The organism is Streptomyces sp. NPDC086777, assembly GCF_040702065.1.
Lineage (GTDB): Bacteria > Actinomycetota > Actinomycetes > Streptomycetales > Streptomycetaceae > Streptomyces.
This window is the reverse complement of record NZ_JBFBJI010000017.1, coordinates 133,190-156,297: the sequence shown is the minus strand read 5'-3', so window position 1 is coordinate 156,297 and position 23,108 is coordinate 133,190. Positions and strand designations below refer to the sequence as shown.

The window sequence follows — 23,108 nt, the reverse complement described above, 5'->3', positions numbered from 1 at the left end:
CGCGTCATGCAAGGGGCACTCCCGGAGTCCTACAGGCATGGACATCTCTTTCGAGCAAGCCGCCCGCGCCCGGCTGATCACCGCCGAGGACGAGGAGGTCCCGGTGCCCGCCACGCTCCGGTACACCTCCGGTGACCCGCTGGCCGTCTTCGTCGACTTCCCGGCCGAGGTCACCCTCGGCGGCGAGGAGGTCACCTGGACCTTCGCCCGCTCGCTCCTCGACCAGGGACTCAGCGCCCCGGCCGGGGGCGGGGACGTCCACATCTGGCCCTGCGGCCCGGGCCGTACGGCCGTGGAGTTCCACTCGCCGCACGGCCTCGCCCTGCTCCAGTTCGACACCCAGGCGCTGTTCCGGTTCCTGCAGCGCACCCACGAGGTGGTGGCCCCGGGGCGGGAGGACGTCGAGGCCGTCGTGGAGCGCGGCCTGAGTACGCTCTTCGGGGGCGTGTGAGGCGCACGGGGCGCTACCGACCCGTACTTTGACTTCTGTTCACTCCCGCCTCGCCGATCCGGTCCGGAGCCTGCCGACCGCCCCGTGCATCCTGGCGCGCGGTGTGCCGCACGGGCGCACCGGTGACGAGGACGGGGCGAATGACACCGATCAGCCGAAGAGGCTTCGTGGGACTGGGCGCTTCCGTTGCGGCGGGCATGACGGTGGGCACCGCCGGCCCACGGACCGCGGCAGCGGCCGTGGCCCGGAGCACGGCGGCCGGCACGATCTCGGACGTCAGGCACGTGGTGATCCTCATGCAGGAGAACCGCAGCTTCGACCACTACTTCGGGCGCCTCAAGGGCGTCCGCGGCTTCGCGGACCGCAGCGGCATCACCCTGAGCGGCGGCTACCCGGTCTTCAACCAGCCGAACGGCACGGGCCGCCAGTACCCGTGGAAGCTCAGCGCCACCCCGGACGCGGGCGGCAAGGACGGCGAGACCCTCGCCCAGTGCAACGGCGACCTCCCGCACTCCTGGTCCTCCCAGCACTCCGCCTGGAACAAGGGCCGTCTCGACAACTGGGTCGCGGGCGTCGGCAACGTACGGTCCCTCGGCTACCTGGACCGCGCCGACATCCCCTTCCACTACGCGCTCGCCGACAACTACACGATCTGCGACGCCTACTTCTGCTCCACCCTCAGCGCCACCGGCCCCAACCGGACCTACCTGTGGAGCGGCAAGGTCGACCCCGCCAGCTACGACGGCGGCGACGAGTCGGGCCTGACCTGGCAGAACTACGCCGAGGCCCTGCAGAGCGCCGGAGTGACCTGGAAGGTCTACCAGAACGCCCAGGACAACTACGGCGACAACGGCTGCGCCTACTTCAAGAACTTCGCGAACGCCGCGGCGGGCAACCCGCTCCACGACCGGGGCATGTCCTCCGTCCCCGCGGTGACCGGCTCCACCCCCGACGACATCGCCGCCGCGATCAAGGCCGACGTCGTCGCCGGCACCCTCCCGCAGGTCTCCTGGGTGGTCGCCAACCAGGCCTTCTCCGAGCACCCCTACGCGCCGCCCGGCGACGGCGCCCACTTCGTCAACCTCGTCTACCAGGCCCTCGCCGCGGACGCGGACGTCTTCGACTCCACCGTCCTGTTCCTCAACTACGACGAGAACGACGGCTACTTCGACCACGTCCCGCCCCCGGCCCCGCCCGCCGGCACGGCCGGCGAGTTCCTGAACGGCGTGCCGTACGGCTTCGGCTTCCGGGTCCCGATGATCGTCATCTCGCCCTGGACCCGCGGCGGCTGGGTCTCCTCCGAGGTCTTCGAGCACACCTCGGTGCTGCGTTTCCTGGAGACCTGGACGAGCGCCCTCGGCAAACCCGCGAAGTGCCCCAACATCAGCACCTGGCGGCGCGCCGTGAGCGGCGACCTGACCGGCGTCTTCGACTTCGCCAACCCGGTGTACGGCGCCGTCTCGCTGCCGGCGACCGGCGTCATCGGCTACTCCACCTGCGGCCCGCTGCCCAACCCGGTGCCCACCACCAACGCCCTGCCCTCCCAGGAGACCGGCACCCGGCCGGCCCGCGCGCTGCCCTACCAGCCGAACGGCTACCTGGACCACCTGGAGTTCGGGACCGGCGGCACGATCCGCGCCTGGTTCACCATGGCCAACCAGGGCACCCCGGCGACCCGGCCGGCCCACTTCTCCATCCACCCGAACGCCTACCGGGACACCACCCCCTGGCAGTACACGGTGGACGCCGGCGCCACCGCCTCCGACCACTTCGACATCGGCACCGGAAACGGCGCCGGCAAGTACGACCTCACCATGGCCGGCCCCAACCGCTTCCTGCGCCGCTTCCAGGGCGACGCCACCAAGGCCGGCAAGTCGGCCGAGGTCAGCACCCGTTACGCCGTGGAGCCCGGCACCGGCAAGCTCGCCGTCTGGTTCAGGATGGCCAACACCGGTTCCACGTCCGTGAAGTTCACCATCACCTCGAACAACTACCGCACCGACGGCCCCTGGACCTACACGGTCGCCGCCGGATCCGCCACCGAGGACTACTTCAACGCCGTGGCGTACCAGGGCGGCTGGTACGACTTCACCGTCACGGTGGACTCCGACGCGACCTGGTCGCGCCGGTTCACCGGCCATCTGGAGACGGGCACCGCCTCCGTCAGCGGCTGAGGTCCGCGTACAGGTCCGGGCGCGGGGCGAGTTCCACGGTCGTACGGCCGCCGCTCTCCAGTGCCCGGACCCCAGCCTCGGCGACCACGGAGGAGGCGTAGCCGTCCCAGGCGCTCGGTCCGGTGACCCGGCCCTGCCGGGTGGCGTCCACCCAGGCCCGCACCTCGCGGTCGTAGGCGTCGGCGAACCGCACCAGGTAGTCCTGGGCCACCTCCTCGCGGGCGCCGCCGGCCGCGGTGACCAGCATGGTGTGGTCCTCGCCGATCCGGGCGCTGCCCTGCTCGCACACCGCCTCGCAGCGCACCTGGTAGCCGAATCCGCAGTTCACGAAGACCTCGACGTCGACGAGGGCGCCCCCGTCGGTCTCGAAGATCACCAGCTGCGGGTCGAGCAGCCCCTCGGGCGCGCCCGCGGAGGGCCGCGGGCGCAGCACGGTCACCGCGGTCAGCTCCTGGCCGAGCAGCCAGCGGGCGGCGTCGATCTCGTGCGACACCGAGCTGTTGATCAGCATGGCACTGGTGAAGCCGGGGGGCGAGGACACGTTGCGGTGGGTGCAGTGCAGCATCAGCGGCCGGCCCAGGCCGCCGGTGTCCAGCAGCGACTTCAGACGCCCGTACTCGGCGTCGTAGCGGCGCATGAACCCGATCTGCGCCAGCCTGCGTCCGAGCCGCGCCTCGGCCTCCGCCACCCGCAGTGCGCCGGTGGAGTCCGGCACCATGGGCTTCTCGCACAGCACCGGGAGCCCGCGCTCGAAGCAGGCGAGCAGCGGTTCCTCGTGCGCCGGGCCCGGAGAGGCGATCAGCACGGCGTCGACACCGGGTGCGGCCAGCGCGGCCGACGGATCCGCGTGCACGGTGACGCCGTCCAGACCGGCCACCGCCTCCTCGGCGCGGCCGAGGTCGGGATCGGCCACCGCGACCACCCGCGCGCCGCTGACCACCTGGTCCAGGCGTCGTATGTGGTCGGCCCCCATGTGTCCGGCACCCAGCACCGCGACGCCCAGCAACTCAGCCACGCCCACACACTCCCTCTCGGCCGACGATCACGCTCCAGAGCCTACGTCGGCCGGGTGAGGGGCCCGTCAGTAGCGCAGCACGCCGGCGATGCCGTTCTCGTCCCCCAGCGTGCCGTCCGGGACGAAGCGGACGTCGGCCCCGGTCTCCAGGCACTGCTCGACGATCTCGTCCACGATGTCGTCGCGGGCGTCGAGGTCGCCGCTCGCGGCCGGTATCAGGTGGTCGCCGTCGTCGCGGACCGTGGCGCGGTAGTTCTCCTCGACGGCGAGCAGCCGGACACGGCCCTCGCGGGCGCTCTGCCAGACCTCGTCGACGCCGGCCGCGAACGTCTTGTGACCACGCGCGGAATCGAGCTCCCGGGTCACCGACGCGGTGCTCCGGCGGGACTCCGCCTGGAGAAGCGGGGTGATCGCCTGCCACACGGCCTCCGGGCCGGCGTGGGTGAGACCGCCGTGCCGGACGGGGACGCTGTGCCGGGCGACGTTGCCCAGTTCCTCCCACAGGGAGAGGGCGGCCTGCTCGCCGGTGACGTACAGCGGCCGCGGCTCGTCGCGCAGCAGCGCGGCCATCGCGGTGTTCGCGTCCCGCAGGAAGTGCTTGGTGTCCTCGTCGCGGAAGGTGCTGGGGGTGTCGCCGATCTGCTCCTGGCGCTCGGCGTCGAAGTTCTTCTGCGGGCGGGTCATCGGGAAACCGCCGGACCGGCTCTCGGTGACCCGGTCGATGCCGCCGTTCCACAGCGTGATGCGGTCCGCCGAGATCGACAGCACCCAGAACGGGCGCTCGGCGGCGTGCGCCGAGACCAGGTTGCGGGTCAGGAAGGTGTCCGAGAGCACCACGCGCTCGGGCACGCTGCGGGCCAGCGACCACACCTGGTGCTCACCCGGCGCGGCGAAGATCACCAGGCCGTCCTCGGTGTACGTCAGGTCCACCTCGGCGAGCGCCTGTTCGAGCTGGTCGACCACGTCCGAGCGCCGGTCCCGGGTGACCGCGGGATCCGCCTCCAGCTGCTTCTTCGCCTCGGCCACGACATTGCGCAACCGGACGGGGTCCTGGGCGTTGTCGGGCTCGCGGCGGTGGGTCGGGGTCAGCACCGAGACGGCCGGATAGGGGCGCGGGCGGCGCAGCTCGGCAAGGGTCGAAGGACTGAGTGCGTGCTCCATATCAGCACCATAGGACCGATTCGCCGTTGCGGCATTTGGGGTAATCCTCCGGCCCCTCCGGATCCGCGGTGCGCCGTAACCGTGTTGAGGCCCGGCGGCCGGTGACGGCAGGCCGGACGGCCGGTTACCGTACCCGGCAGTAACCGGATCACGCCCCCAGGAGGCCCGCATGCCGCAGCTCGAAGTCGACGGAGCGGCACTGACGTACGACGACGAGGGCCCCCGCGACGGCGGCGCCGCGCCACTGGTGTTCATCCACGGCTGGACCGCGAACCGGCACCGCTGGGACCACCAGGTCGCGCACTTCGCCGGAGACCGCCGGGTGATCCGGCTCGACCTGCGCGGCCACGGCGAGAGCACCGGGGCCGGTGTGAAGACGGTCGCCGAACTGGCCCGGGACGTGGTCGCGCTCCTCGACCACCTGGAGGTGGACCGTTTCGTCCCCGTCGGCCACTCCATGGGCGGCATGATCTCCCAGACCCTCGCCCTGGCCCACCCCGAGCGGGTCGAGCGGATGGTCCTGGTCAACTCCATCGGCCGGATGACGTACAGCCGCGGCCGCGGGCTGCTGATGGCGGCCTCGACCCTCGTGCCGTTCAGGCTGTTCGTCGCCGCCAACATCCAGCGCGCCTTCGCCCCCGGCTACCCGCGCGAGCAGATCCGGGAGTACGTCCGGGCCTCCGCCGGCACCCCGCGCGAGGTCGTCATGACGCTGTACGGCGCCATGCGGTCCTTCGACGTCCTCGACCGGGCCGGCGAGATCACCGCGCCGACCCTGATGGTGCACGGCTACCACGACATCCAGCTGCCGGTGGGACAGATGCTGCGGATGGCGAAGGCCTACCCGGACGCGGAGGTCCGGATCATCGACGCGGGCCACGAGCTGCCGGTGGAGCGGCCGGCCGAGCTGACGGCGGTGCTGGACCGGTTCCTGACCCCGGCCGCGTAGCGCGCCCCTCCGACCGCACCAGGTGACCGGCGCCCGGCGAAAGCCGCGGCGCCGACCTGTTTGGGGAACTTTTTGCGCTTGGCCTGTTCGCGGCGACGGAGCCCGCTGTGAGGGGGCTTTGCGGACCTCGCGCGGGCAAAATGCGTCCGAAAGTGGGGGTGGGGTACTCCGCTCGTGTTACGTCCAGGTTGACCGGCCAGGGTCCCCGGCGCACGCTCGTCATATAGGTGCTGAATACAAGTGGTTCGCTCGGGCAATTGCCTGCGCCGCAGAACCGCAGGTGGCGCGCATGGCCCGGCTGACCGGCAGCAGGAGGTAACGCATGTGTGGCATCACCGGCTGGGTCTCCTTCGACCGTGACCTCACCACCGAGAGGCGCGCATTGGATGCAATGACGGAGACCATGGCCTGCCGCGGCCCCGACGACCGGGGCACCTGGAGCGAGGGCCACGCCGCCCTGGGTCACCGCCGGCTCGCGATCATCGACCTGCCCGGCGGCCGCCAGCCGATGAGCGTCCGCACCCCGGGCGGCACCGTCGCGATGGTCTACTCGGGCGAGGCCTACAACTTCACCGAGCTGCGCCGTGAACTGATCGCCCGCGGCCACGGGTTCACCACCGACTCGGACACCGAGGTCGTGCTCCGCGGCTATGCGGAGTGGGGTGACGCCATCGCCGAGCGGCTCAACGGCATGTACGCCTTCGCCGTCTGGGACGGGCGCCACGACAAGCTCGTGATGATCCGCGACCGCATGGGCATCAAGCCCTTCTACATGTACCCGACCCCGGACGGCGTCCTGTTCGGCTCCGAGCCCAAGGCGATCCTGGCCAACCCGCTGGTCCGGCCCCGGGTCGGCCTGGACGGCCTGCGAGAGCTGTTCACGATGGTGAAGACACCCGGGCAGGCCGTGTGGGAGGGCATGCGCGAGGTCGAACCCGGCACCGTCGTCACCGTCGACCGCAACGGCCTGCGCACCAGGGCCTACTGGCGGCTGGAGACCCGGCCGCACCCCGACGACCGCGACACCACCGTCGCCACCGTCCGTGAACTCCTCGACGACATCGTGCGCCGCCAGCTGGTCGCCGACGTACCCCGCTGCACCCTGCTCTCCGGCGGCCTCGACTCCTCCGCCATGACCGCGCTCGCGGCCCGGCAGCTCGCCGTGCACGGCGAGAAGGTCCGCAGCTTCGCCGTCGACTTCGTCGGCCGGACCGACAACTTCGTCGCCGACGAACTGCGCACCACCCCCGACACGCCCTTCGTGCACGACGTGGCCCGCCTGGCCCGCACCGACCACCAGGACATCGTCCTCGACGTGGCCAGCCTCGCCGACCCCGCGGTCCGCGAGCGGGTGATCCGGGCCCGCGACCTGCCGGCCGGGTTCGGCGACATGGACACCTCGCTCCTGCTGCTGTTCCGGGCCGTCCGCGACCAGTCCACCGTCGCGCTGTCCGGCGAGTCCGCCGACGAGGTGTTCGGCGGCTACCTGCAGTTCTTCGACGAGGGGGCGCGGACCGCCGACACCTTCCCCTGGCTCTTCCAGTTCGCCCGGCACTTCGGCGACGACGCCGGCGTCCTGCGCACGGACCTCGCCAAGACCCTCGACCTGGAGCACTACGTCGCCGACGCCTACCACTCCGCCGTCACCGGCATCCGGCGCCTGGACGGCGAGAGCGACTTCGAGTACCGGATGCGGCGCATGAGCTACCTGCACCTCACCCGCTTCGTCCGGGCGCTGCTCGACCGCAAGGACCGGATGAGCATGGCCGTCGGCCTGGAGGTCCGGGTGCCGTTCTGCGACCACCGGCTCGTCGAGTACGTCTACAACGCGCCCTGGGCCCTCAAGTCCTTCGACGGCCGCGAGAAGACCCTGCTCCGTGAGGCCACCCGGGACGTCCTCCCGCAGTCCGTGTACGACCGGGTCAAGAGCCCCTACCCGTCCACCCAGGACCCCGAGTACGGCCGCGCCCTCCAGGAGCAGGTCAAGGAGCTGCTGGCCCGGCCCGACCACCGGGTCTTCGACCTCGTCGACCGGGAGAAGGCCGTCCGGGCGGCCCACCGCACCGAGCTGAGCACCCAGGCCGACCGGCGCGGCCTGGAACGCACCCTCGACCTCGCCCGGTGGATCGACCTCTACGACCCGGAACTCACCCTCTCCTGAGCCCTGAGCCCTGAGCCCTGAGCCCTGAGCCCTGAGCCCTGAGCCCTGAGCCCGGCGGCCTCACCCCGGCGAGCCGGTGACGGAGCCGCCGTCACCGTCCGCCGGACAGGAGCTGCCGTCGGGCGGCAGCGTGCCGTACAGCAGGAAGTCGTCGATCTTGCCGTGCACGCACCTGGACGACGTGTACCCGGTGTGCCCGTCACCCCGGTTGTCCAGCACCACGGCCGACGGGCCGAGCCGCTTCGCGGTCTCGACCGTCCAGCTGTACGGCGTCGCCGGGTCGCCGCGGGTGCCCACCAGCAGCATCGGCGCGGAGGGCACGTCCCTCACCTTGTCCCGGATGAAGTCCGTGCCGCGCGGCCGGCCGTAGCACAGCAGCACCTGCGTCAGCCGGAACCTGCCGAACACCGGGGACGCCTGCTGGTACTCCTGGTCCAGCCGGGCGAGGTCCCGGGTGAGCCGCGAGGCGCTCGGCCGGTCCGGGTCGTCGGCGCAGTTGATCGCCATCAGCGCGGCCGACAGGTTGTCCCCGGGGATCTCCGCACCGGCCACGAGCCCGCCACTGCGCCCGTGCCCGCGCCCGTGCGGCAGCGCGTAGCCGCCGGACGCGAGGTTCTGCACCCCCCGGGTGTCCCCGTCCTCGGTCAGGGAGGCCAGCGCCCGCTCCAGCAACGGCCACATGTCCTTGCCGTAGAGCCCCTGCCCGATGGCGTCCACCAGGTCCTGGCCGGTGAACGGGCCGCCGAAGTCGGAGGGCACCGGGTCCGCGTCGAGGGAGCGCACCAGCTTCAGGACCGCCTCCCCGGCCTTGCGCCGGTCCTGCCCGAACGGGCACCCGCGGCCGGTCACGCACCAGTCCAGGAAGTCGTCCAGCGCCGTCTGCTGCCCGCGGGCCCCGGCCACCCCCTGCTCGGCCAGCGACTCGGTCAGCGTGTCCACGCCGTCCAGCGCCATCCGGCCCACGTTGTGGGGAAACTGGGCCGCGTACACCGCGCCGAGCCTGGTGCCGTACGAGAAACCCAGGTAGTTCAGTTTCTTGTCGCCGAGCGCCTGGCGGATGACGTCCAGGTCCCGGGAGGCGTTCACGGTTCCTATGTGGGACAGCACCGGCCCGGAGTTTTTGGCGCACTGGAGCGTGAGCTGCTTCAGCGCCTTCATCAGGGCCTGCGGACGCGCGGCGTCGGGGGGCGCGTCGGCGCTGTCGCCGTTCGAGGGGTCGTCGGTGCCGTCGCCGCAGCTGACGGGGGAGGAGCGGCCGACCCCGCGCGGGTCGAACCCGACCACGTCGTAGCCGTTGGTCAGGCTCATGAACTTCTTGCCGTCCTGCCCGAGCTGGCTGACGCCCGAGCCGCCCGGGCCACCGAAGTTCAGCAGCACCGAGCCCCGCGACCGCCCGGTCGCCCGGTAGCGGGACAGCGCCAGATCGAGGGTGCCCGCGGCCGGCCGCGCGTAGTCGAGGGGGACGGTGACCCGGGCACACTGCATGTCCTTCGGCAGCTCCGCGTCCTTGCACGCGGCCCACCGGACCTTCTGCCGGTAGAACAGGGTCAGGTCGGGCTGCTCCCCGCCGGCCTCGGCCGCCGTCGTCGCGGGCAGGCCGCCGCCGAGCAGCGCCAGCGCTACGGCACCGGCGCCGGCGCAGCGCCGCAGGGCGGGCCGGGTACGGGGCACGGCAGGCATCGAGGGCCTCCAGGGACGCTCCGTGGCGGACCGGGTACAGGGCTTTCGCTCACCATAGGCGGGCTCCGCGGGGCCTGCCTCCCGGCGAGCGGGCCGGGGCGCCCTGCTCTCCGCCGCGCGCCTGCTGCCCGGCTCCGGCTCTCCGCGGGGCCGTTCCCTTCGATGCCCTTGCATACTTTTACTGCCGGTTCGAGTCGAGTGTCACCCGATGGGGTGAAATATGAATAAGCCATAACTCGCATGGTTCATCTGCGTTTTAACCGTTGCGGGCGAGCGCCCGCATTCATGTCTGGAAGGCAGGGAACCTATGAAACGGGTTACCCGAAACGGTGTGATCGCCGTCGCTGCCGCCTCCGGGGCGATGGCGGTGGCGGTTCCGGCCTGGGCCGACGCGGGCGCGGACGCCACCGCGGCCGGTTCGCCCGGAGTGATCTCCGGCAACGGCATCCAGTTGCCGGTGGACCTCCCGGTGAACGTGTGCGGGAACACCGTGAACGTGGTGGGGCTCCTGAACCCGGCGGCCGGCAACACCTGCGCGAACGAGGGCGGCGCCGCCGCCACCGGCGGCGCGTCCGGCAGCTCGGCCACGTCCGGCGGCGCGACCGCGCAGGGCGCAGAGGAGGGCTCGCCCGGGGTGATCTCCGGCAACGGCATCCAGTTGCCGGTCGACCTCCCGGTGAACATCAGCGGCAACAGCGTGAACGTGGTCGGCGCCCTGAACCCGGCCACCGGCAACACCTCGGTGAACACCTCCGGCGACCATCCGAGCCCGCCGAAGACCGCCACCCCAAAGCCGCCCACCGTCAAGCCGCCGGCCCCGCCGAAGACCCCCACGGAGCCCAAGGCGCCCGCCGCGCCGCCGGCCCCGGCCGCTCTCGCCCACACCGGGACGGACCTCACCGGTGCCGCCGCGGCGGGCAGCGCGGCGCTGCTGCTCGCCGGGACCGCCCTGCACCGGCGCTTCCGCCCCGGCCGGACGCGCTGACCGGCCGGCGTGATACCGGGGCGGCCTGACGCACCGCGCACCGACACGCCCCACCGGACCCGACCGGTGGGGCCTGCGCCGTGTCCGGAACCGCACGCAGCACAGCGACGGCTCGATCCCGTCGTGGCGCGGCGCCCGGTGATCGGGAAGGATGCTGCCGGCGCGCGGCGCGGGTCGCCGCACGATCGGAACCCGTCACACAAGGGAGCGCATCGATGACCTCTCCGGCCCCGGCCCCGCAGGACCTCGTCGTCACCCGGGCCACGCCCGACGACTGGCCCGTGATCGTCGGCTGGGCGGCGGACGAGGGCTGGAACCCCGGGCTGTCGGACACCGCCGCCTTCTTCGCCCAGGACCCCGACGGGTTCTTCGTCGGCCGGGTCGACGGCGAACCGGTGTCGGCCATCTCCGTCGTCAACCACGGCGCCGACTACGCGTTCCTGGGCTGGTACCTGGTCCGCCCCGACCTGCGCGGCCGCGGCCACGGCCTCACCACCTGGAAGACCGCACTCGCCCACGCCGGCAACCGCACCGTGGGCCTCGACGGCGTGGTGGCCCAGCAGGACAACTACCGCCAGTCCGGCTTCGAACTCGCCTACCGCACCGCCCGGTTCGTGGGCGAGGCCCGTGCCGCCGCGACCCCGGCCGGTGTCCGGCCCGCCCGCGCCGCCGACCTGGCCGCCGTCACGGCGTACGACAGCGCCTGCTGCCCGGCCGACCGGCCGCGCTTCGTGGCCGCGTGGCTGACCACCCCCGGGCACCGGGCGCTCGTGCGCCACGACGGCGACCGCCTCACCGGTTACGGCGTGATCCGCCCCGGCCGTGACACCCTGCGCATCGGCCCCCTCTTCGCCGACACCGCCGAGGACGCCCGCGCCCTGTTCACGGCCCTCACCGCCGAGGCTGCGGGCAGGCAGGTCGCCGTCGACGTACCCGGGACCAGCACGGCGGGGGTCGCCCTCGCCGAGGAGGCCGGGTTCACGCCCTCGTTCGAGACCGCCCGCATGTACACCGGCCCGGTCCGCGAGCACGCCCGCGAGCGGGTCTTCGGGGTCACGACGCTCGAACTGGGCTGACCTGCGGCCCCGGCACCCGACGGCCCGCGGAAAAGGTGTTGCCGCCGTCGCGCCCGGATGGTGGAGTGCTCGGATGGATCATCAAGCCGTGCTCGCCCTGTACGACCGTGACATGCGCGAGGGCGCCCGGCCCGACGGGCCCGGCGCCCGGATCGAACGCGTGGGCGCGGTGGTGCGCCAGGTGGCGGACGCCGACGACTGGAGCGGCGTCCTCTGGTCGGACCTGGACGCCGAAACCGCGGACCGCGCGATCGCGGCGCAGATCGACTTCTTCGCGGCCCGCGGGCGGGAGTTCGAGTGGAAGGTCTACGGCCACGACCTGCCGTCGGATCTCGGTGACCGGCTGGCCGCGGCCGGGTTCCGGCCGGAACCGCAGGAGACGCTGATGGTCGGCGAGGTCGCCCGGCTGAGCCTCGACACCGAACTGCCGGACGGCGTACGCGTGGTGCCCGCAACCGACCGGGCGGGCATCGAACTCGTGGTGGACGTGCACGAGAAGGCCTTCGGCGCCGACGGTTCACGGCTGCGCCACCAGCTGCTGACGCGGCTCGCCGAGCAGCCGGACACCATGGTCGCGCTGGTCGCGCTCGCCGGGGACGAGCCGGTCAGCGCCGCCCGGGTCGAGCTGGTGCCCGGGGCGAGGTTCGCCGGTCTGTGGGGCGGCGGCACCGTGGCGCAGTGGCGTGGACGCGGTGTGTACCGTGCCCTCGTCGCCCACCGGGCCCGGGTCGCCGCCGCCCACGGCTGCCGCTACCTCCAGGTGGACGCGCTGCCCACGAGCCGGCCGATCCTCGAACGGCTGGGCTTCCACGCCCTGACCACGACCACGCCGTACCTCTCCCCGCTGTAGGCGGCACCGGGCGTCGGCCGCCGCCCGACCGGGTGCCGGGCACACCCGTGCGGCGGGACCGCACCACTGCCGGTGCCGCCCCGCCGCGCCCGAGGTGCGGTCAGATCACCGGCGTGCCCTGCTGCGGTCCAGCGCCGCGATGCCCAGGGCCGCCAGGGCGATCTGGATGAACCACTCGATCCAGTCCGGGCCCTTGGTGTCGGCCACGCCGAAGCCCGCCGCGAGCGCCGAACCCAGCAGCGCCGCCACGATGCCGACGACGATGGTCCACAGGATGCCGATGTGCTGGCGACCGGGGACGACCAGGCGCCCCAGCACACCGATGACGAGTCCGATGATGATGGCGCTGATGATGCCCGAGATCTCCATGTCCGCCCCTCTGTGTCTGTACCCCGCTGCTGTCCAATCTGCCCGCTGAATCCGGCGGCAGTCCCGTCCGGTTGTTACAGCGGTTTTCTGTTCACCGGCTCGACATGCCATGTACCTTTCAATGAGTTGACGCGTGTAGAAATCTCAAGCACGTTCTACGCGCGCAGAGTTGGCGCCCCCACCGCCATTACCCCACCCCCTCACGGAGGTTCGCCGGATGCTTGGATCCAGCAGATCCCGCCACAGACTCACCACCGCCCTGGCCGGGTTCGGACTGCTCGTCACGGGAGCCGCCCTCCAGGTCGGCACCGCGGCCGCCCCCGCCCACGCGGCCACCACCTACCGCGTCCTGTTCGACGACGGCCACGCGGAGGAGGCCGGCAACGCGGACTGGATCATCTCCACCAGCAAGCCCGACCCGCTCGCCCAGGACTCCTCCCCGTCCTCGGAGACCGACTGGACCGGCGCGCTCTCCTCGTGGGGCGTGGCCCTCCAGAAGACCGGCAGCTACAGCATGAAGACGGCGACCAGCGCGCTCACCTACGGCGGTTCGTCGACGACCGACCTGTCGAAGTTCGACGCGCTGGTGCTGCCCGAGCCCAACACGCTGTTCACGACCGCCGAGAAGACGGCGATCATGAACTTCGTGAAGAACGGCGGCGGGCTGTTCATGATCTCGGACCACACCGGGGCCGACCGCAACAACGACGGTGAGGACGCCGTCGAGATCCTCAACGACCTGATGACGAACAACAGCGTCGACTCGACCGACCCGTTCGGGTTCTCCATCGACTCGCTCGACATCAGCTCCGGCTACCCGGCCGCCATCAGCGACAGCGGCAACGCCGTGCTGAACGGCTCCTTCGGCACGGTCACCAAGAGCCTGATCGCCGACGGGACGACCGCCACCCTCAAGCCCGCGGACAACTCCGCGGTCAAGGGCCTGGTGTACCGCAGCGGCTACTCGGGCAACACCGGCGCCTTCTTCGCCACCAGCACCTTCGGCAGCGGCCGGGTCGCGTTCTGGGGCGACAGCTCGCCCATCGACGACGGCACCGGCCAGTCCGGCAACACGCTGTACGACGGCTGGAACGACAGCGGCGCCACCAACGCCGCCCTCGCCCTCAACGCCACCGCCTGGCTCACCGGCGCGTCCAGCGGCAGCAGCGGAGGCGGCGGCGGGGGCGGCGGGGGCACCTGCACCTCCGCCCAGCTCCTCGGCAACCCCGGCTTCGAGTCCGGCAACACCACCTGGACCGCCAGCAGCGGCGTCATCACCAACTCCAGCAGCGAGGCGGCCCGCACCGGCTCCTACAAGGCCTGGCTCGACGGCTACGGGTCGGCCCACACCGACACGCTGTCCCAGTCGGTGACCATTCCGTCCGGCTGCTCCGCGACGCTCAGCTTCTACCTGCACGTGGACACCGCGGAGACCACCACCAGCACCGCCTACGACAAGCTGACGGTGACCGCCGGATCCACCACCCTGGCCACGTACTCCAACCTCGACGCGGCCTCCGGATACGTCCTCAAGAGCTTCGACGTCTCCTCCCTGGCCGGCACCACGGCCACCGTCAAGTTCTCCGGTGTCGAGGGCTCGACCCTCCAGACGTCCTTCGTCGTCGACGACACCGCGCTCAACGTGAGCTGAGCGGGACGGACGGTTCCGGCGCTCCCGCCGGAACCGTCCGCTCCACCGCGTTCCAGCCGGCGACCCGCACCCGGGGCGACGACCCGTGCAGGTCGGCGGTCCGGTAGGTGGCCGTCAGGGTCGCCGACTCGCCCGGCCACAGGCTGACCTCGTTGTCCGACCACCGGACCGGCAGCACCGGCTTGCCGTTCGCGTCGACCAGATGGACGTCCGTCAGCAGGGACGGGGTCTTCCCGCGACCCGCGTTGCGGACGGTGACCGTGGTGGTCGACGTGCCGTCGGCGTCCGTGGTCGAGGCCGTCGCCGTGACCGGGACCTGGGCCATCGAGGAGAGCCCGGTCAGGTCGGCGTAGCCCGTCGTCGGCGTGTGCCACCAGTCGGTCTTCGCCCAGTCGAGGGTGTCGGCCTTGGTGGAGAGCCAATAGACGTTGCGGCTCACCTCCTTGCCGTCCGCGTCGGTGAGCACCAGCCGTGCCAGGTACGTGGACGCCAGCCCGGACACCGACGCCGGCAGGGTGAGCGTGGTGCTGTGCGCGCCGTCGCCCTGGACCGAGACGCCGGTGACGGCCTTGTCGTACTTCTGGGTGCCGTCGGGGTTGAAGAGGGTGGCCCGCGCGGTGAGCCCGGAGACCGGTGTGTGCCGGTTGTTCACCACGGTCACCGAGCGGTCGTCGTACGCATACTGGACGTGCAGCGGCTCGTTGGCCTTCTTCGCGCCGAAGTAGGCGCCGCCCTGGTCGAGGTAACGGTCCATCAGCTGCCAGTGCAGGGACGTCCAGCCGCTGTTGAACATCCAGTAGACGACGCCGGTGGAGGGCTTCGAGGCGTCGGTCTGGTTGCGTTCGTACGCCTCGTACTGGGCGCGGACGTTCTCGTACTGGGCGAGCTGGGCCTTCTCGACGTAGTCGGCGAGGCTCTTCGGGGCGCCGTAGCGGCCGGTGAGGGCGGCGTCGTAGACCTTCAGGGTGCCGAAGGTCGCGGACGGCGAGCGGTGGTACTGCTTGGCGTCCGGGTTCTTCCAGAGGGTGTCGAGTTCGGCCGGGGTCATCATCCGGCGCAGGGTGTCGAGCGTGGGGATGTCCGGTCCTGCGCTGGTCTCCGAGTTGAAGCCGGTGGCGCCGCCCTCGCGCTTGGCGTACCAGTAGCCCGGCGGGACCCAGTCGTAGGGGCCGGTCATCTTCATGCCCGAACTGCCCAGCTGGGGAGCCGACTTGTCAGAGGCGGCGGGCACCACCGGGACGGCCCAGTCGGCGGCGGCCAGGGCGTCCAGATAGCCCTTCTCGATCGTCGCGTCGGGGGCGGCGTCGCTGCCGATCAGGAAGGAGACCACGCTCGGGTGGTCACGCAGCCGGGCGGCCTCGGCGGCCATGGACGCCCGGGCGACCGAGTAGTCGGCGGCGCTCCACTTCTCGCCGCTCTCGCCGGGGTTGGTCTGCCCCTCCCACTTGTCGCAGCACTCCCAGCCGGGCAGGGTGAGCACGCCGAGGCGGTCGGCGAGGTCGAAGAACTCGTCGGGCTCGATGTGGCCTTCCAGACGGATGGCGTTGAGGCCCAGGTCCACGGCGTACCTGAGGCGGTCCTCGACGTAGGTGCGGTCCCAGCGCAGGAACTCGTCCGGTGACCAGCCGCCGCCCTTGATCAGCAGCCGGCGGCCGTTGATCGAGTACTGGCGGGCGCCGTCGGAGTTCAGCGGGGCCCGGACGTCCCTGATCCCGAAGGTCTCGTGGGCGGTGTCCGAAGCCGTGCCGCCGGCGGACGCGGTGAGGTCGAGGTCGTACAGCGGCTGGCCGCCCATCCCCGCGGGCCACCACACCTTCGGGGCGGTCAGGTGCAGCCCCGGGGTGTCGGCGGGGGTGAAGGTGACGGTCCGGGTCTGGTGGGCCGCGAGCTCGACCGACCTGGCGAGGGCCACCCCGGCGACGGTGCCGGAGACCTCGGCGGTGACCGGCGTGTCCGAGTCGTTGCGTGCCTGCGCCTTCACCGTCAGGTCGGCCGTCGTGAGGGACGGCACCGCGAGCTCCGTCACCACGTGCGCGTCGCGCAGCGCGACCGGGCCGCCGCGCCGGACCAGGACGTCACGGACGATGCCCATGTTCTGGTCGGGCGGGGGCTGGAGCCAGTCGAGCCAGCCCATGGTGAGGTTCTTGTTGGGGTTGTTGGGCTGGATGCGGAAGGCGACCGTGTTCGTGCCGGCCTTCACGAGCGAGGTGACGTCCAGTTCGTGGCGGGTGTAGGCGCCGGTGACGTCGGCGGTGGTGGCGACCTGACGGCCGTTCACATACACGTCGGCAGCCGAGATCACCCCGCTGAAGTCCAGGTAGGTGCGGTGCGAGGGGTCGGTCACCGTGAAGTCGCTGCGGTACCACCAGGGGACCTGGAAGGGCGACTTGGGGATCTTCTGGAGGTTGGTGGAGACGAACGGGTCGTCGTAGGCCCCGTCGGCGAGCAGCGCGGCGAGGACCGTGGAGCGGGGGCCCGCCGGATACCAGCCCTTCACCGGATAGCCGGGGGAGGAGACCGCCGCCGCGGAGTCGCCCACGTCGGCCGTCGACCGGATCGCGAAGCCCGACAGCGGGGTCGCCGATCCGGCGGCGGACGGCACACGGGTGATCCGGGCGGAGCCGTGGGCCGGGTCGCGGGCCCCGGCCCAGGCGCTGGTGTTCAGTGAGCAGAGCAGTCCCAGGGCCACGGCGGCCGTGGCGAGGCGGTGTCCGGGGGCGCGGCGAGGGAACACGATGGTCTCCAGGCTCGTAAAGTTAGGAAACTTTACTAACCCGGCTCAAGCTAGGGTGCCGCGGAGACCGTGTCAATCACCGTGGCGCCCGGGCGAGTTGGCGGCGCGGTGCTCAGGAGGCGTCCGACCTGCGGTCGAACACCAGGTCACGGGCGGTGCCCAGGGCCGTGGCCACCGCACCGAGCAGCACCGCGTCCTCGCCGAGCCGGCTCGGTACGAGCTTCGGGCGCAGCGGCGTGAGGGCGCGCAGGTGCTCGCGCACCGGACGCAGCAGCAGGTCGACGCTGTGTCCGACGCCGCCGCCGAGCACCACCAGGTCGGGGTCGAGCACGGCCGCGGCCGCGGCCACCGTGTGAGCGATCCGCTCGGCCTCGAGACGTACCGCCTCGGCGGCGGCCGGATCGCCGAGGCGGGCCGCGTCGAACACGGACTTCGCGGTGAGCTGCCCGGTCATCCCCAGCCGTCGCGCGGTCTCGACCACGGCCACCCCGGACACGGCGTCCTCCAGCCGCTCCGGCCCCCGCTGCCGTCCCGGCCAGGGCAGGAAGCCGATCTCCCCGGCGAGCCCGTGCGCCCCGGTGAACAGGCGCCCCTCGCTGACCACGCCCATCCCGAGGCCGGTGCCGATCATGATGTACGCGAACAGCCGGCTGCCGGCCCCGACGCCGTACGTGTACTCGCCGAGGGCGGCCAGATTGGCGTCGTTGTGCACCTCCAACGGGATCCCCAGTTCCTCGCGCATCCGGTCGAAGAGGCCCGCGCGCCCCCAGCCCGGCAGATGCATCGCGTACCGCACCCGGCGCTGCCGCTCGTCGTACACACCCGGCGTACCCACCACCCCGTGCACCACGGCGGCCGGATCCACCCCGGAGTTGGCGACCACCTGCCGGGCGGTGGCGACCAGCAGGTCGGCCATCGCGCCCGAGCCCCGGGCCCGGTTGCGCACGTCCGAGCGGGCGACCAGGGTGCCGTCGAGGTCGGCGACCGCCGCCCGCAGCCAGCTCCGGCCCACGTCGATGCCGAGCGCGAACCCGGCCGCCGGGTCCGGCGCGTACAGGACGGCCGTGCGGCCGCGCTCCGGCACGTGGGTGCCGACCTCGTGGACCAGGCCCGCCGACTCCAGCGCGGCGAGCGCGCTGGACACCGTGGGCTTCGACAGGCCCGTCTCCCGGGCCAGTTGGGCGCGGGAGGCGGAACCGAGCAGGCGCAGCCGGTCAAGCAGCAGCCGCTCGTTGGCGCTGCGCAGGCGCTGCCGGCTCCAGGGCTGCTCCTGCTCCTCTACGACGTCGCTGGCGGCCATCGCACCATTCTCACCGATTCCCGACGCATACTTGACGCATCTAGTAAGGCTCCTTAACTTTATCGGCCATCCCGCCGAGTCGGTCCCCGCCCGTCGTACGCGCACCGCCCACCTCCCCGTGTCTCGTTCAGGAGCCCTCATGTCTGCAGGTCCCGGTAGTCCCGTCGTCCCCGGCAGTGCGCCGCCGGCCGGCGGTTTCGTCCGCCGCGTCGGCCTGTTCCAGGCCACCGCCATCAACATGAGCCAGATGTGCGGCATCGGTCCGTTCGTGACCATCCCGCTCATGGTCGCCGCGTTCGGCGGCCCGCAGGCCGTCATCGGCTTCGTCGCGGGCGCGGTGCTCGCGCTCTGCGACGGCCTCGTCTGGGCCGAACTCGGCGCCGCGATGCCCGGCTCCGGCGGCAGTTACGTCTATCTGCGCCAGGCCTTCCAGTACCGCACCGGACGCCTGATGCCGTTCCTGTTCGTGTGGACGGCGATGCTCTTCATCCCGCTGATCATGTCCACCGGCGTGGTCGGCTTCGTCCAGTACCTGGGCTACCTCGCCCCCGGTCTCGGCCAGACCTCCGGCGACCTGGTCGGGCTCGGCGTCATCGTCCTCGTGGTGCTCCTGCTCTGGCGGGGCATCGAGAACATCGCCAGGATCACCGCCGTCATGTGGGCGGTGATGATCGCCTCGGTACTGCTGGTGATCGTCGCCGCAGCCACCGACTTCAGCCCGCACCTGGCCTTCACCTATCCGGCCCACGCCTTCGATTTGACGAGCGACCACTTCTGGCTCGGCTTCGCCGCGGGCCTGACCATCGGCATCTACGACTACCTCGGCTACAACACGACCGCGTACATGGGTGCCGAGATCAAGGAACCCGGCCGCGTCCTGCCGCGCTCCATCCTCTTCTCGATCGTCGGCATCATGGCGATCTACCTGCTGCTCCAGATCGGCACGCTCGGCGTCGTCGACTGGCACCGCATGACGAACCCCGACGACATCGCGTCGACCTCCGTGGCCTCGGCGGTGCTCGAGAAGACCTGGGGCAAGGGCGCCGCCGACACCGTGACCGTGCTCATCCTGATCACGGCCTTCGCCTCGGTCTTCACCGGCCTGCTCGGCGGCTCCCGGGTGCCCTACGACGCCGCCCGTGACCGCGTCTTCTTCCGGCCCTACGAGAAGCTGCACCCCAAGCACCGCTTCCCGATGCTCGGGCTGGCCACCATGGGCGTCATCACCGCGATCGGCTTCCTGATCGGCCGGCACACCGACCTGGCGACCCTGATCCAGCTGCTCACCACCGTGATGGTGATCGTCCAGGCACTGGCCCAGATCGTGGCGCTCACGGTGCTGCGCCGCCGGCAGCCGACCCTGAAGCGGCCGTACCGCATGTGGCTCTACCCGCTGCCGAGCATCGTCGCCTTCGTCGGCTGGTGCGTGATCTACGGCTACGCCGACCGGAACTCCCCGGGCCGCCACCCCATCGAGTGGTCCCTGGCCTGGCTCGCCCTCGGCTGTGTGGCGTTCCTGGTCTGGGCCCGGCTGGAGAAGGTGTGGCCGTTCGGGGCGAAGGAGATCAGCGAGGAGTACCTGACGCCGGAGGAGTCGGCCGTGGTGTAGCCTCCCGGCCGCACGTCAGCCCCGCCCGGCGGTCGACTCCCGCCGGGCGAGGCTTTTTTCATCACCGCGCCCACGGCGACCGACGCCCGTCCGCCCCGCCGTGGGTGCAGGGTGCCCCGTCGCCGAGCCTCGACCGGCTCGTTCCGTGACGAGCGTGACGTGGGCGACGTGGGCGACGAGCCGTCGCGCACGTGCGGCACGACTCCCCGAACCGCGCCGTACCGGTGGTCCGGATTGACATGCAGGTAATTGCCTGCATAACTTTGAGTAGTGGGAGCAGAGGGCGACGACAGCAGGACGGACCAGGTCTTCAAGGCGCTGGCCGACGACACCCGCAGGCGGCTGCTGGACCGGCTGCACGAGCAGAACGGCCAGACGCTGGGCGAGCTGTGCGAGCGCATCGCGATGGCCCGGCAGTCGGTGACCCAGCACCTGGCCGTCCTGGAGGCCGCCAACCTGATCAGCACCGTGCGGCGGGGGCGGGAGAAGCTGCACTACCTCAATCCCGTGCCGCTCCACGAGATCCAGGAGCGGTGGATCGACAAGTTCGAGCGCCCGCGCCTGCGCGCGCTCGGCGACCTGAAGCGACGAGCCGAGGAAGCCATGAGCGACCAGCCCAGCTATGTCTACGTCACCTACATCGCAAGCACCCCCGAGAAGGTCTGGGACGCCCTCACGGACGCGGACCTGACCGCCGTCTACTGGGGGCACTCCAACGTCTCCGACTGGCGGCCCGGCTCGCGCTGGCAGCACGTCCGCACCGACGGCTCCGGCATCGCCGACGTGGTCGGCACCGTCGTCGAGAGCGACCGCCCGACCCGGCTGGTCGCCACCTGGGCCGCGCCCGCGGACGAGGGTGACCCCGCCCGGCACTCCCGGGTCACCTTCGACATCCGCCCGCACGCCGACATCGTCAAGCTCACCGTCACCCACGAGGACCTCAACGACGAGGGCGAACTGCAGGGCATCTCGGCCGGCTGGCCCGCCGTGCTCTCCAACCTGAAGTCCCTCATGGAGACCGGCAGCCCGCTCCCGCAGCAGCCCTGGCTGGTCCCCGGCCGCTGACCCGGCGCGCGGCGGGGCCGGTCCGCCGTCATCGGACCGGCCCCGCGTCCTCCCTTCCCAGGGGATGTCTGGGGTGCCTAGGTCATAGGCGTCCGCCTGGCCGCCGAAGCGGCGCACACCAGCCCGAGGCAGAGGGCCAGCGCGCCGATGATGACGTTGTTGATGATGACGCCCCTGTCCGGGCTGCTGCCGACCACCCAGGGCGCGATGATCATCCAGATGCCCAGTGCGCACATGGCCCAGCTCAGGCCGTACATGCGCTCCGGTGCCCTGGTGAAGCCCAGTGCCAGCAGGCCTATCGCTATGCCCATGATCAGGTTGTGGGTCACGAGGGCTGGCTGGCTGGCCGTGTAGTGGAGGATCCACGGGGACGCCGCGCAGTACAGACCGAGCAGGAACACCGGTCCGTCCACGAGCGCCACATCACGGCCGCCGAGCATGCGGGCGTAGCGCTCCCGCATCTCGGAGACATCGGGGTGGCTGGTTATGTCACTTCTGCCGTGCGAGACGTTGGCCATGACTCGTCTCCTTCTCGACTTGCAGGCCTGACCGCGTCTGGTGCGTGCGGTATGCGCCGCTATGGAGCATTCTGCTCTTATTTCGTCTTTATGTGTAGTTCTGGGCTCGGCCGCGCTCCCGGGCCTGCCGGAACCGGGCCAGTCCGTCGGCCAGGTCGACGATCGGCTCCGGGTAGCCGAGCGCCGCCGGGTCCGGACCGCCCGGCTTCCACGGCTCGTGCACCTTCGCCCCCGGCAGCCCCGCCAACTCCGGCACCCAGCGCCGTACGTACGCGCCGTCGGGGTCGTAACGCTTCGCCTGGATCAGCGGGTTGAGGACCCGGTTGGGGCGGGTGCCGGTGCCGGTGCCCGCCACCCACTGCCAGTTGAGCCGGTTGTTCGCCACGTCCCCGTCGACCAGCAGCTCCAGGAAGTGCCGGGCGCCCACCCGCCAGTCGACGTACGGCGTCTTGGCCAGGAAACTCGCCGCCAGCAGCCGCCCCCCGGTTGTGCATCCAGCCCTCGTGGCGCAGCTGGCGCATCGCCGCGTCGACGACCGGGTAGCCGGTGCGCCCGGCCCGCCACGCCTCGGCGTCCTCGTCCGCGGCGCGCCCGGTGCGCCAACGGTCGTGCTGCGTCCGGTAGCCGGCCGTGGCCACCGCCGGCCGCGCGGCCGGCACCTGTCGGTGGAAGTCCCGCCAGGCCGGCTGCCGTATGAACGCCTCGGCGCCCGGGCCGCCCTCCTTCCGGGCCCGGTGGACCAGCTCGACGGGGGAGAGCGTCCCGAAGTGGAGGTGCGGCGAGAGCCGGGAGGTCGCGCCCCCCGCCAGGTCGTCGTGCCGGTCCTCGTCCGACCCGATGCCCGCACGCAGCCAGGAGGCCCGCCGCCTGCGGCCCGCCGCCTCGCCACCGGCGGCCAGCCCCTCCGGCACGCCGGACGGCCGGTCACGGCGCGGCAGCGGCTTCGATCCGATCCCGTCCGGGACCGCGGCGGTCACCGCGTCGTGGACGTGCAGCCGCCGGCCGTCCGCCGCCAGGGCCCGGCGCAGCCGCTCCTCCCGGCGCTGCGCGTACCCGCTGGCGTCGGCCGCCAGATGCACCGTGGCGGGGTCCGCCTCGTCCGCCGCCTTGCCCACCTCCTCGACGAGGTCACCGGACCGCAGCGCCAGGCGGCCACCGCGCTCCCGCAGCCCGGCGTCCAGATCGCGCAGGCAGTCGGCGAGGACGCCGGCCGGTTGGGCACGGCGCGGCCCGGTCCACCGCGCGGTCCCGCACGAACAGCGGCACGACCTCGTCCGAGCCGTCCAGGGCCGCCCGCAGCGGCGGATGGTCGTGCAGGCGCAGGTCGGCGGTGAACAGGACGACCGAGACGTCCATGGGG

General features: G+C 72.0%; 18 protein-coding genes and 1 pseudogene. 10 read left to right on the top strand and 9 right to left on the bottom strand.

Going from position 1 to position 23,108, the window contains the following annotated elements:
• The first annotated feature begins 37 nt into the window (after positions 1-37).
• Positions 38-451 (top strand): SsgA family sporulation/cell division regulator, encoded by a 414-nt coding sequence (locus AB0472_RS24400; protein ID WP_366358907.1) that lies wholly within the window; start codon positions 38-40, stop codon positions 449-451.
• A 140-nt stretch (positions 452-591) separates the two neighbouring features.
• A complete protein-coding gene (locus AB0472_RS24395; RefSeq protein WP_366358905.1) occupies positions 592-2,625 on the top strand; it encodes a phosphocholine-specific phospholipase C in 2,034 nt (677 codons plus the stop codon).
• On the opposite strand, the gene AB0472_RS24390 is transcribed toward AB0472_RS24395, so the two are convergent.
• Positions 2,615-3,640, bottom strand: coding sequence for a Gfo/Idh/MocA family oxidoreductase (locus AB0472_RS24390; RefSeq protein ID WP_366358903.1), 1,026 nt, complete (start codon positions 3,638-3,640; stop codon positions 2,615-2,617). The genes AB0472_RS24395 and AB0472_RS24390 overlap by 11 nt on opposite strands.
• Positions 3,641-3,706: 66 nt before the next feature.
• Positions 3,707-4,801 carry a chemotaxis protein gene (locus tag AB0472_RS24385; protein ID WP_366358901.1) on the bottom strand — a complete coding sequence of 365 codons (1,095 nt, stop codon included), beginning with the start codon at positions 4,799-4,801 and terminating at the stop codon, positions 3,707-3,709.
• A gap of 169 nt (positions 4,802-4,970) precedes the next feature.
• Here AB0472_RS24385 and AB0472_RS24380 point away from each other — a divergent pair, with 169 nt between their 5' ends.
• Together AB0472_RS24380 and asnB are read left to right on the top strand one after the other, a co-directional pair.
• Positions 4,971-5,750, top strand: a complete 780-nt coding sequence (locus tag AB0472_RS24380) for an alpha/beta fold hydrolase (protein WP_366358899.1) — start codon at positions 4,971-4,973, stop codon at positions 5,748-5,750.
• A 322-nt stretch (positions 5,751-6,072) separates the two neighbouring features.
• A complete protein-coding gene (gene asnB, locus AB0472_RS24375; protein ID WP_366358897.1) occupies positions 6,073-7,911 on the top strand; it encodes an asparagine synthase (glutamine-hydrolyzing) in 1,839 nt (612 codons plus the stop codon).
• Between the two features lie 60 nt (positions 7,912-7,971).
• Here asnB and AB0472_RS24370 read toward each other — a convergent pair whose 3' ends face one another.
• Entirely contained in the window at positions 7,972-9,591 is a 1,620-nt protein-coding gene (locus tag AB0472_RS24370; RefSeq protein ID WP_366358895.1) for an alpha/beta hydrolase, read from the bottom strand.
• A 307-nt stretch (positions 9,592-9,898) separates the two neighbouring features.
• Here AB0472_RS24370 and AB0472_RS24365 point away from each other — a divergent pair, with 307 nt between their 5' ends.
• From AB0472_RS24365 to AB0472_RS24355, 3 genes are all read left to right on the top strand, one after another.
• Positions 9,899-10,576, top strand: a complete 678-nt coding sequence (locus AB0472_RS24365) for a chaplin (protein WP_366358893.1) — start codon at positions 9,899-9,901, stop codon at positions 10,574-10,576.
• A gap of 215 nt (positions 10,577-10,791) precedes the next feature.
• On the top strand, positions 10,792-11,652 hold the full coding sequence (locus AB0472_RS24360) for a GNAT family N-acetyltransferase (RefSeq protein ID WP_366358891.1): 861 nt from the start codon (positions 10,792-10,794) through the stop codon (positions 11,650-11,652).
• 73 nt (positions 11,653-11,725) lie between these two features.
• Positions 11,726-12,502: a GNAT family N-acetyltransferase gene (locus AB0472_RS24355; protein WP_366358889.1), complete on the top strand. Its 777-nt coding sequence runs from the start codon at positions 11,726-11,728 to the stop codon at positions 12,500-12,502.
• 105 nt (positions 12,503-12,607) lie between these two features.
• On the opposite strand, the gene AB0472_RS24350 is transcribed toward AB0472_RS24355, so the two are convergent.
• Positions 12,608-12,871, bottom strand: coding sequence for a GlsB/YeaQ/YmgE family stress response membrane protein (locus tag AB0472_RS24350; RefSeq protein WP_351502889.1), 264 nt, complete (start codon positions 12,869-12,871; stop codon positions 12,608-12,610).
• Between the two features lie 217 nt (positions 12,872-13,088).
• On the opposite strand from AB0472_RS24350, the gene AB0472_RS24345 reads away from it, so the two are divergent.
• Positions 13,089-14,522 carry a hydrolase gene (locus tag AB0472_RS24345; RefSeq protein WP_366358887.1) on the top strand — a complete coding sequence of 478 codons (1,434 nt, stop codon included), beginning with the start codon at positions 13,089-13,091 and terminating at the stop codon, positions 14,520-14,522.
• Here AB0472_RS24345 and AB0472_RS24340 read toward each other — a convergent pair.
• On the bottom strand, positions 14,509-17,256 hold the full coding sequence (locus tag AB0472_RS24340) for an exo-beta-D-glucosaminidase (RefSeq protein ID WP_366358885.1): 2,748 nt from the start codon (positions 17,254-17,256) through the stop codon (positions 14,509-14,511). The two genes, AB0472_RS24345 and AB0472_RS24340, sit on opposite strands and share 14 nt — an antisense overlap.
• A gap of 112 nt (positions 17,257-17,368) precedes the next feature.
• A complete protein-coding gene (locus AB0472_RS24335) occupies positions 17,369-18,556 on the bottom strand; it encodes an ROK family transcriptional regulator (RefSeq protein WP_366358883.1) in 1,188 nt (395 codons plus the stop codon).
• A gap of 139 nt (positions 18,557-18,695) precedes the next feature.
• Between AB0472_RS24335 and AB0472_RS24330 the strand changes: the two genes are divergently transcribed.
• Positions 18,696-20,165 (top strand): APC family permease, encoded by a 1,470-nt coding sequence (locus AB0472_RS24330; protein WP_366358881.1) that lies wholly within the window; start codon positions 18,696-18,698, stop codon positions 20,163-20,165.
• A 270-nt stretch (positions 20,166-20,435) separates the two neighbouring features.
• Positions 20,436-21,230, top strand: a complete 795-nt coding sequence (locus AB0472_RS24325; RefSeq protein ID WP_366358879.1) for a metalloregulator ArsR/SmtB family transcription factor — start codon at positions 20,436-20,438, stop codon at positions 21,228-21,230.
• 77 nt (positions 21,231-21,307) lie between these two features.
• Here AB0472_RS24325 and AB0472_RS24320 read toward each other — a convergent pair whose 3' ends face one another.
• From AB0472_RS24320 to AB0472_RS24310, 3 genes and pseudogenes are all read right to left on the bottom strand, one after another.
• Positions 21,308-21,748 (bottom strand): SPW repeat protein, encoded by a 441-nt coding sequence (locus tag AB0472_RS24320; protein WP_366358877.1) that lies wholly within the window; start codon positions 21,746-21,748, stop codon positions 21,308-21,310.
• An 88-nt stretch (positions 21,749-21,836) separates the two neighbouring features.
• Positions 21,837-22,175, bottom strand: a complete 339-nt coding sequence (locus tag AB0472_RS24315; RefSeq protein WP_366358875.1) for an FAD-binding domain-containing protein — start codon at positions 22,173-22,175, stop codon at positions 21,837-21,839.
• A gap of 115 nt (positions 22,176-22,290) precedes the next feature.
• A pseudogene (locus AB0472_RS24310) lies at positions 22,291-23,104 on the bottom strand (deoxyribodipyrimidine photo-lyase); the annotation flags it as partial.
• Positions 23,105-23,108 lie beyond the last annotated feature (4 nt).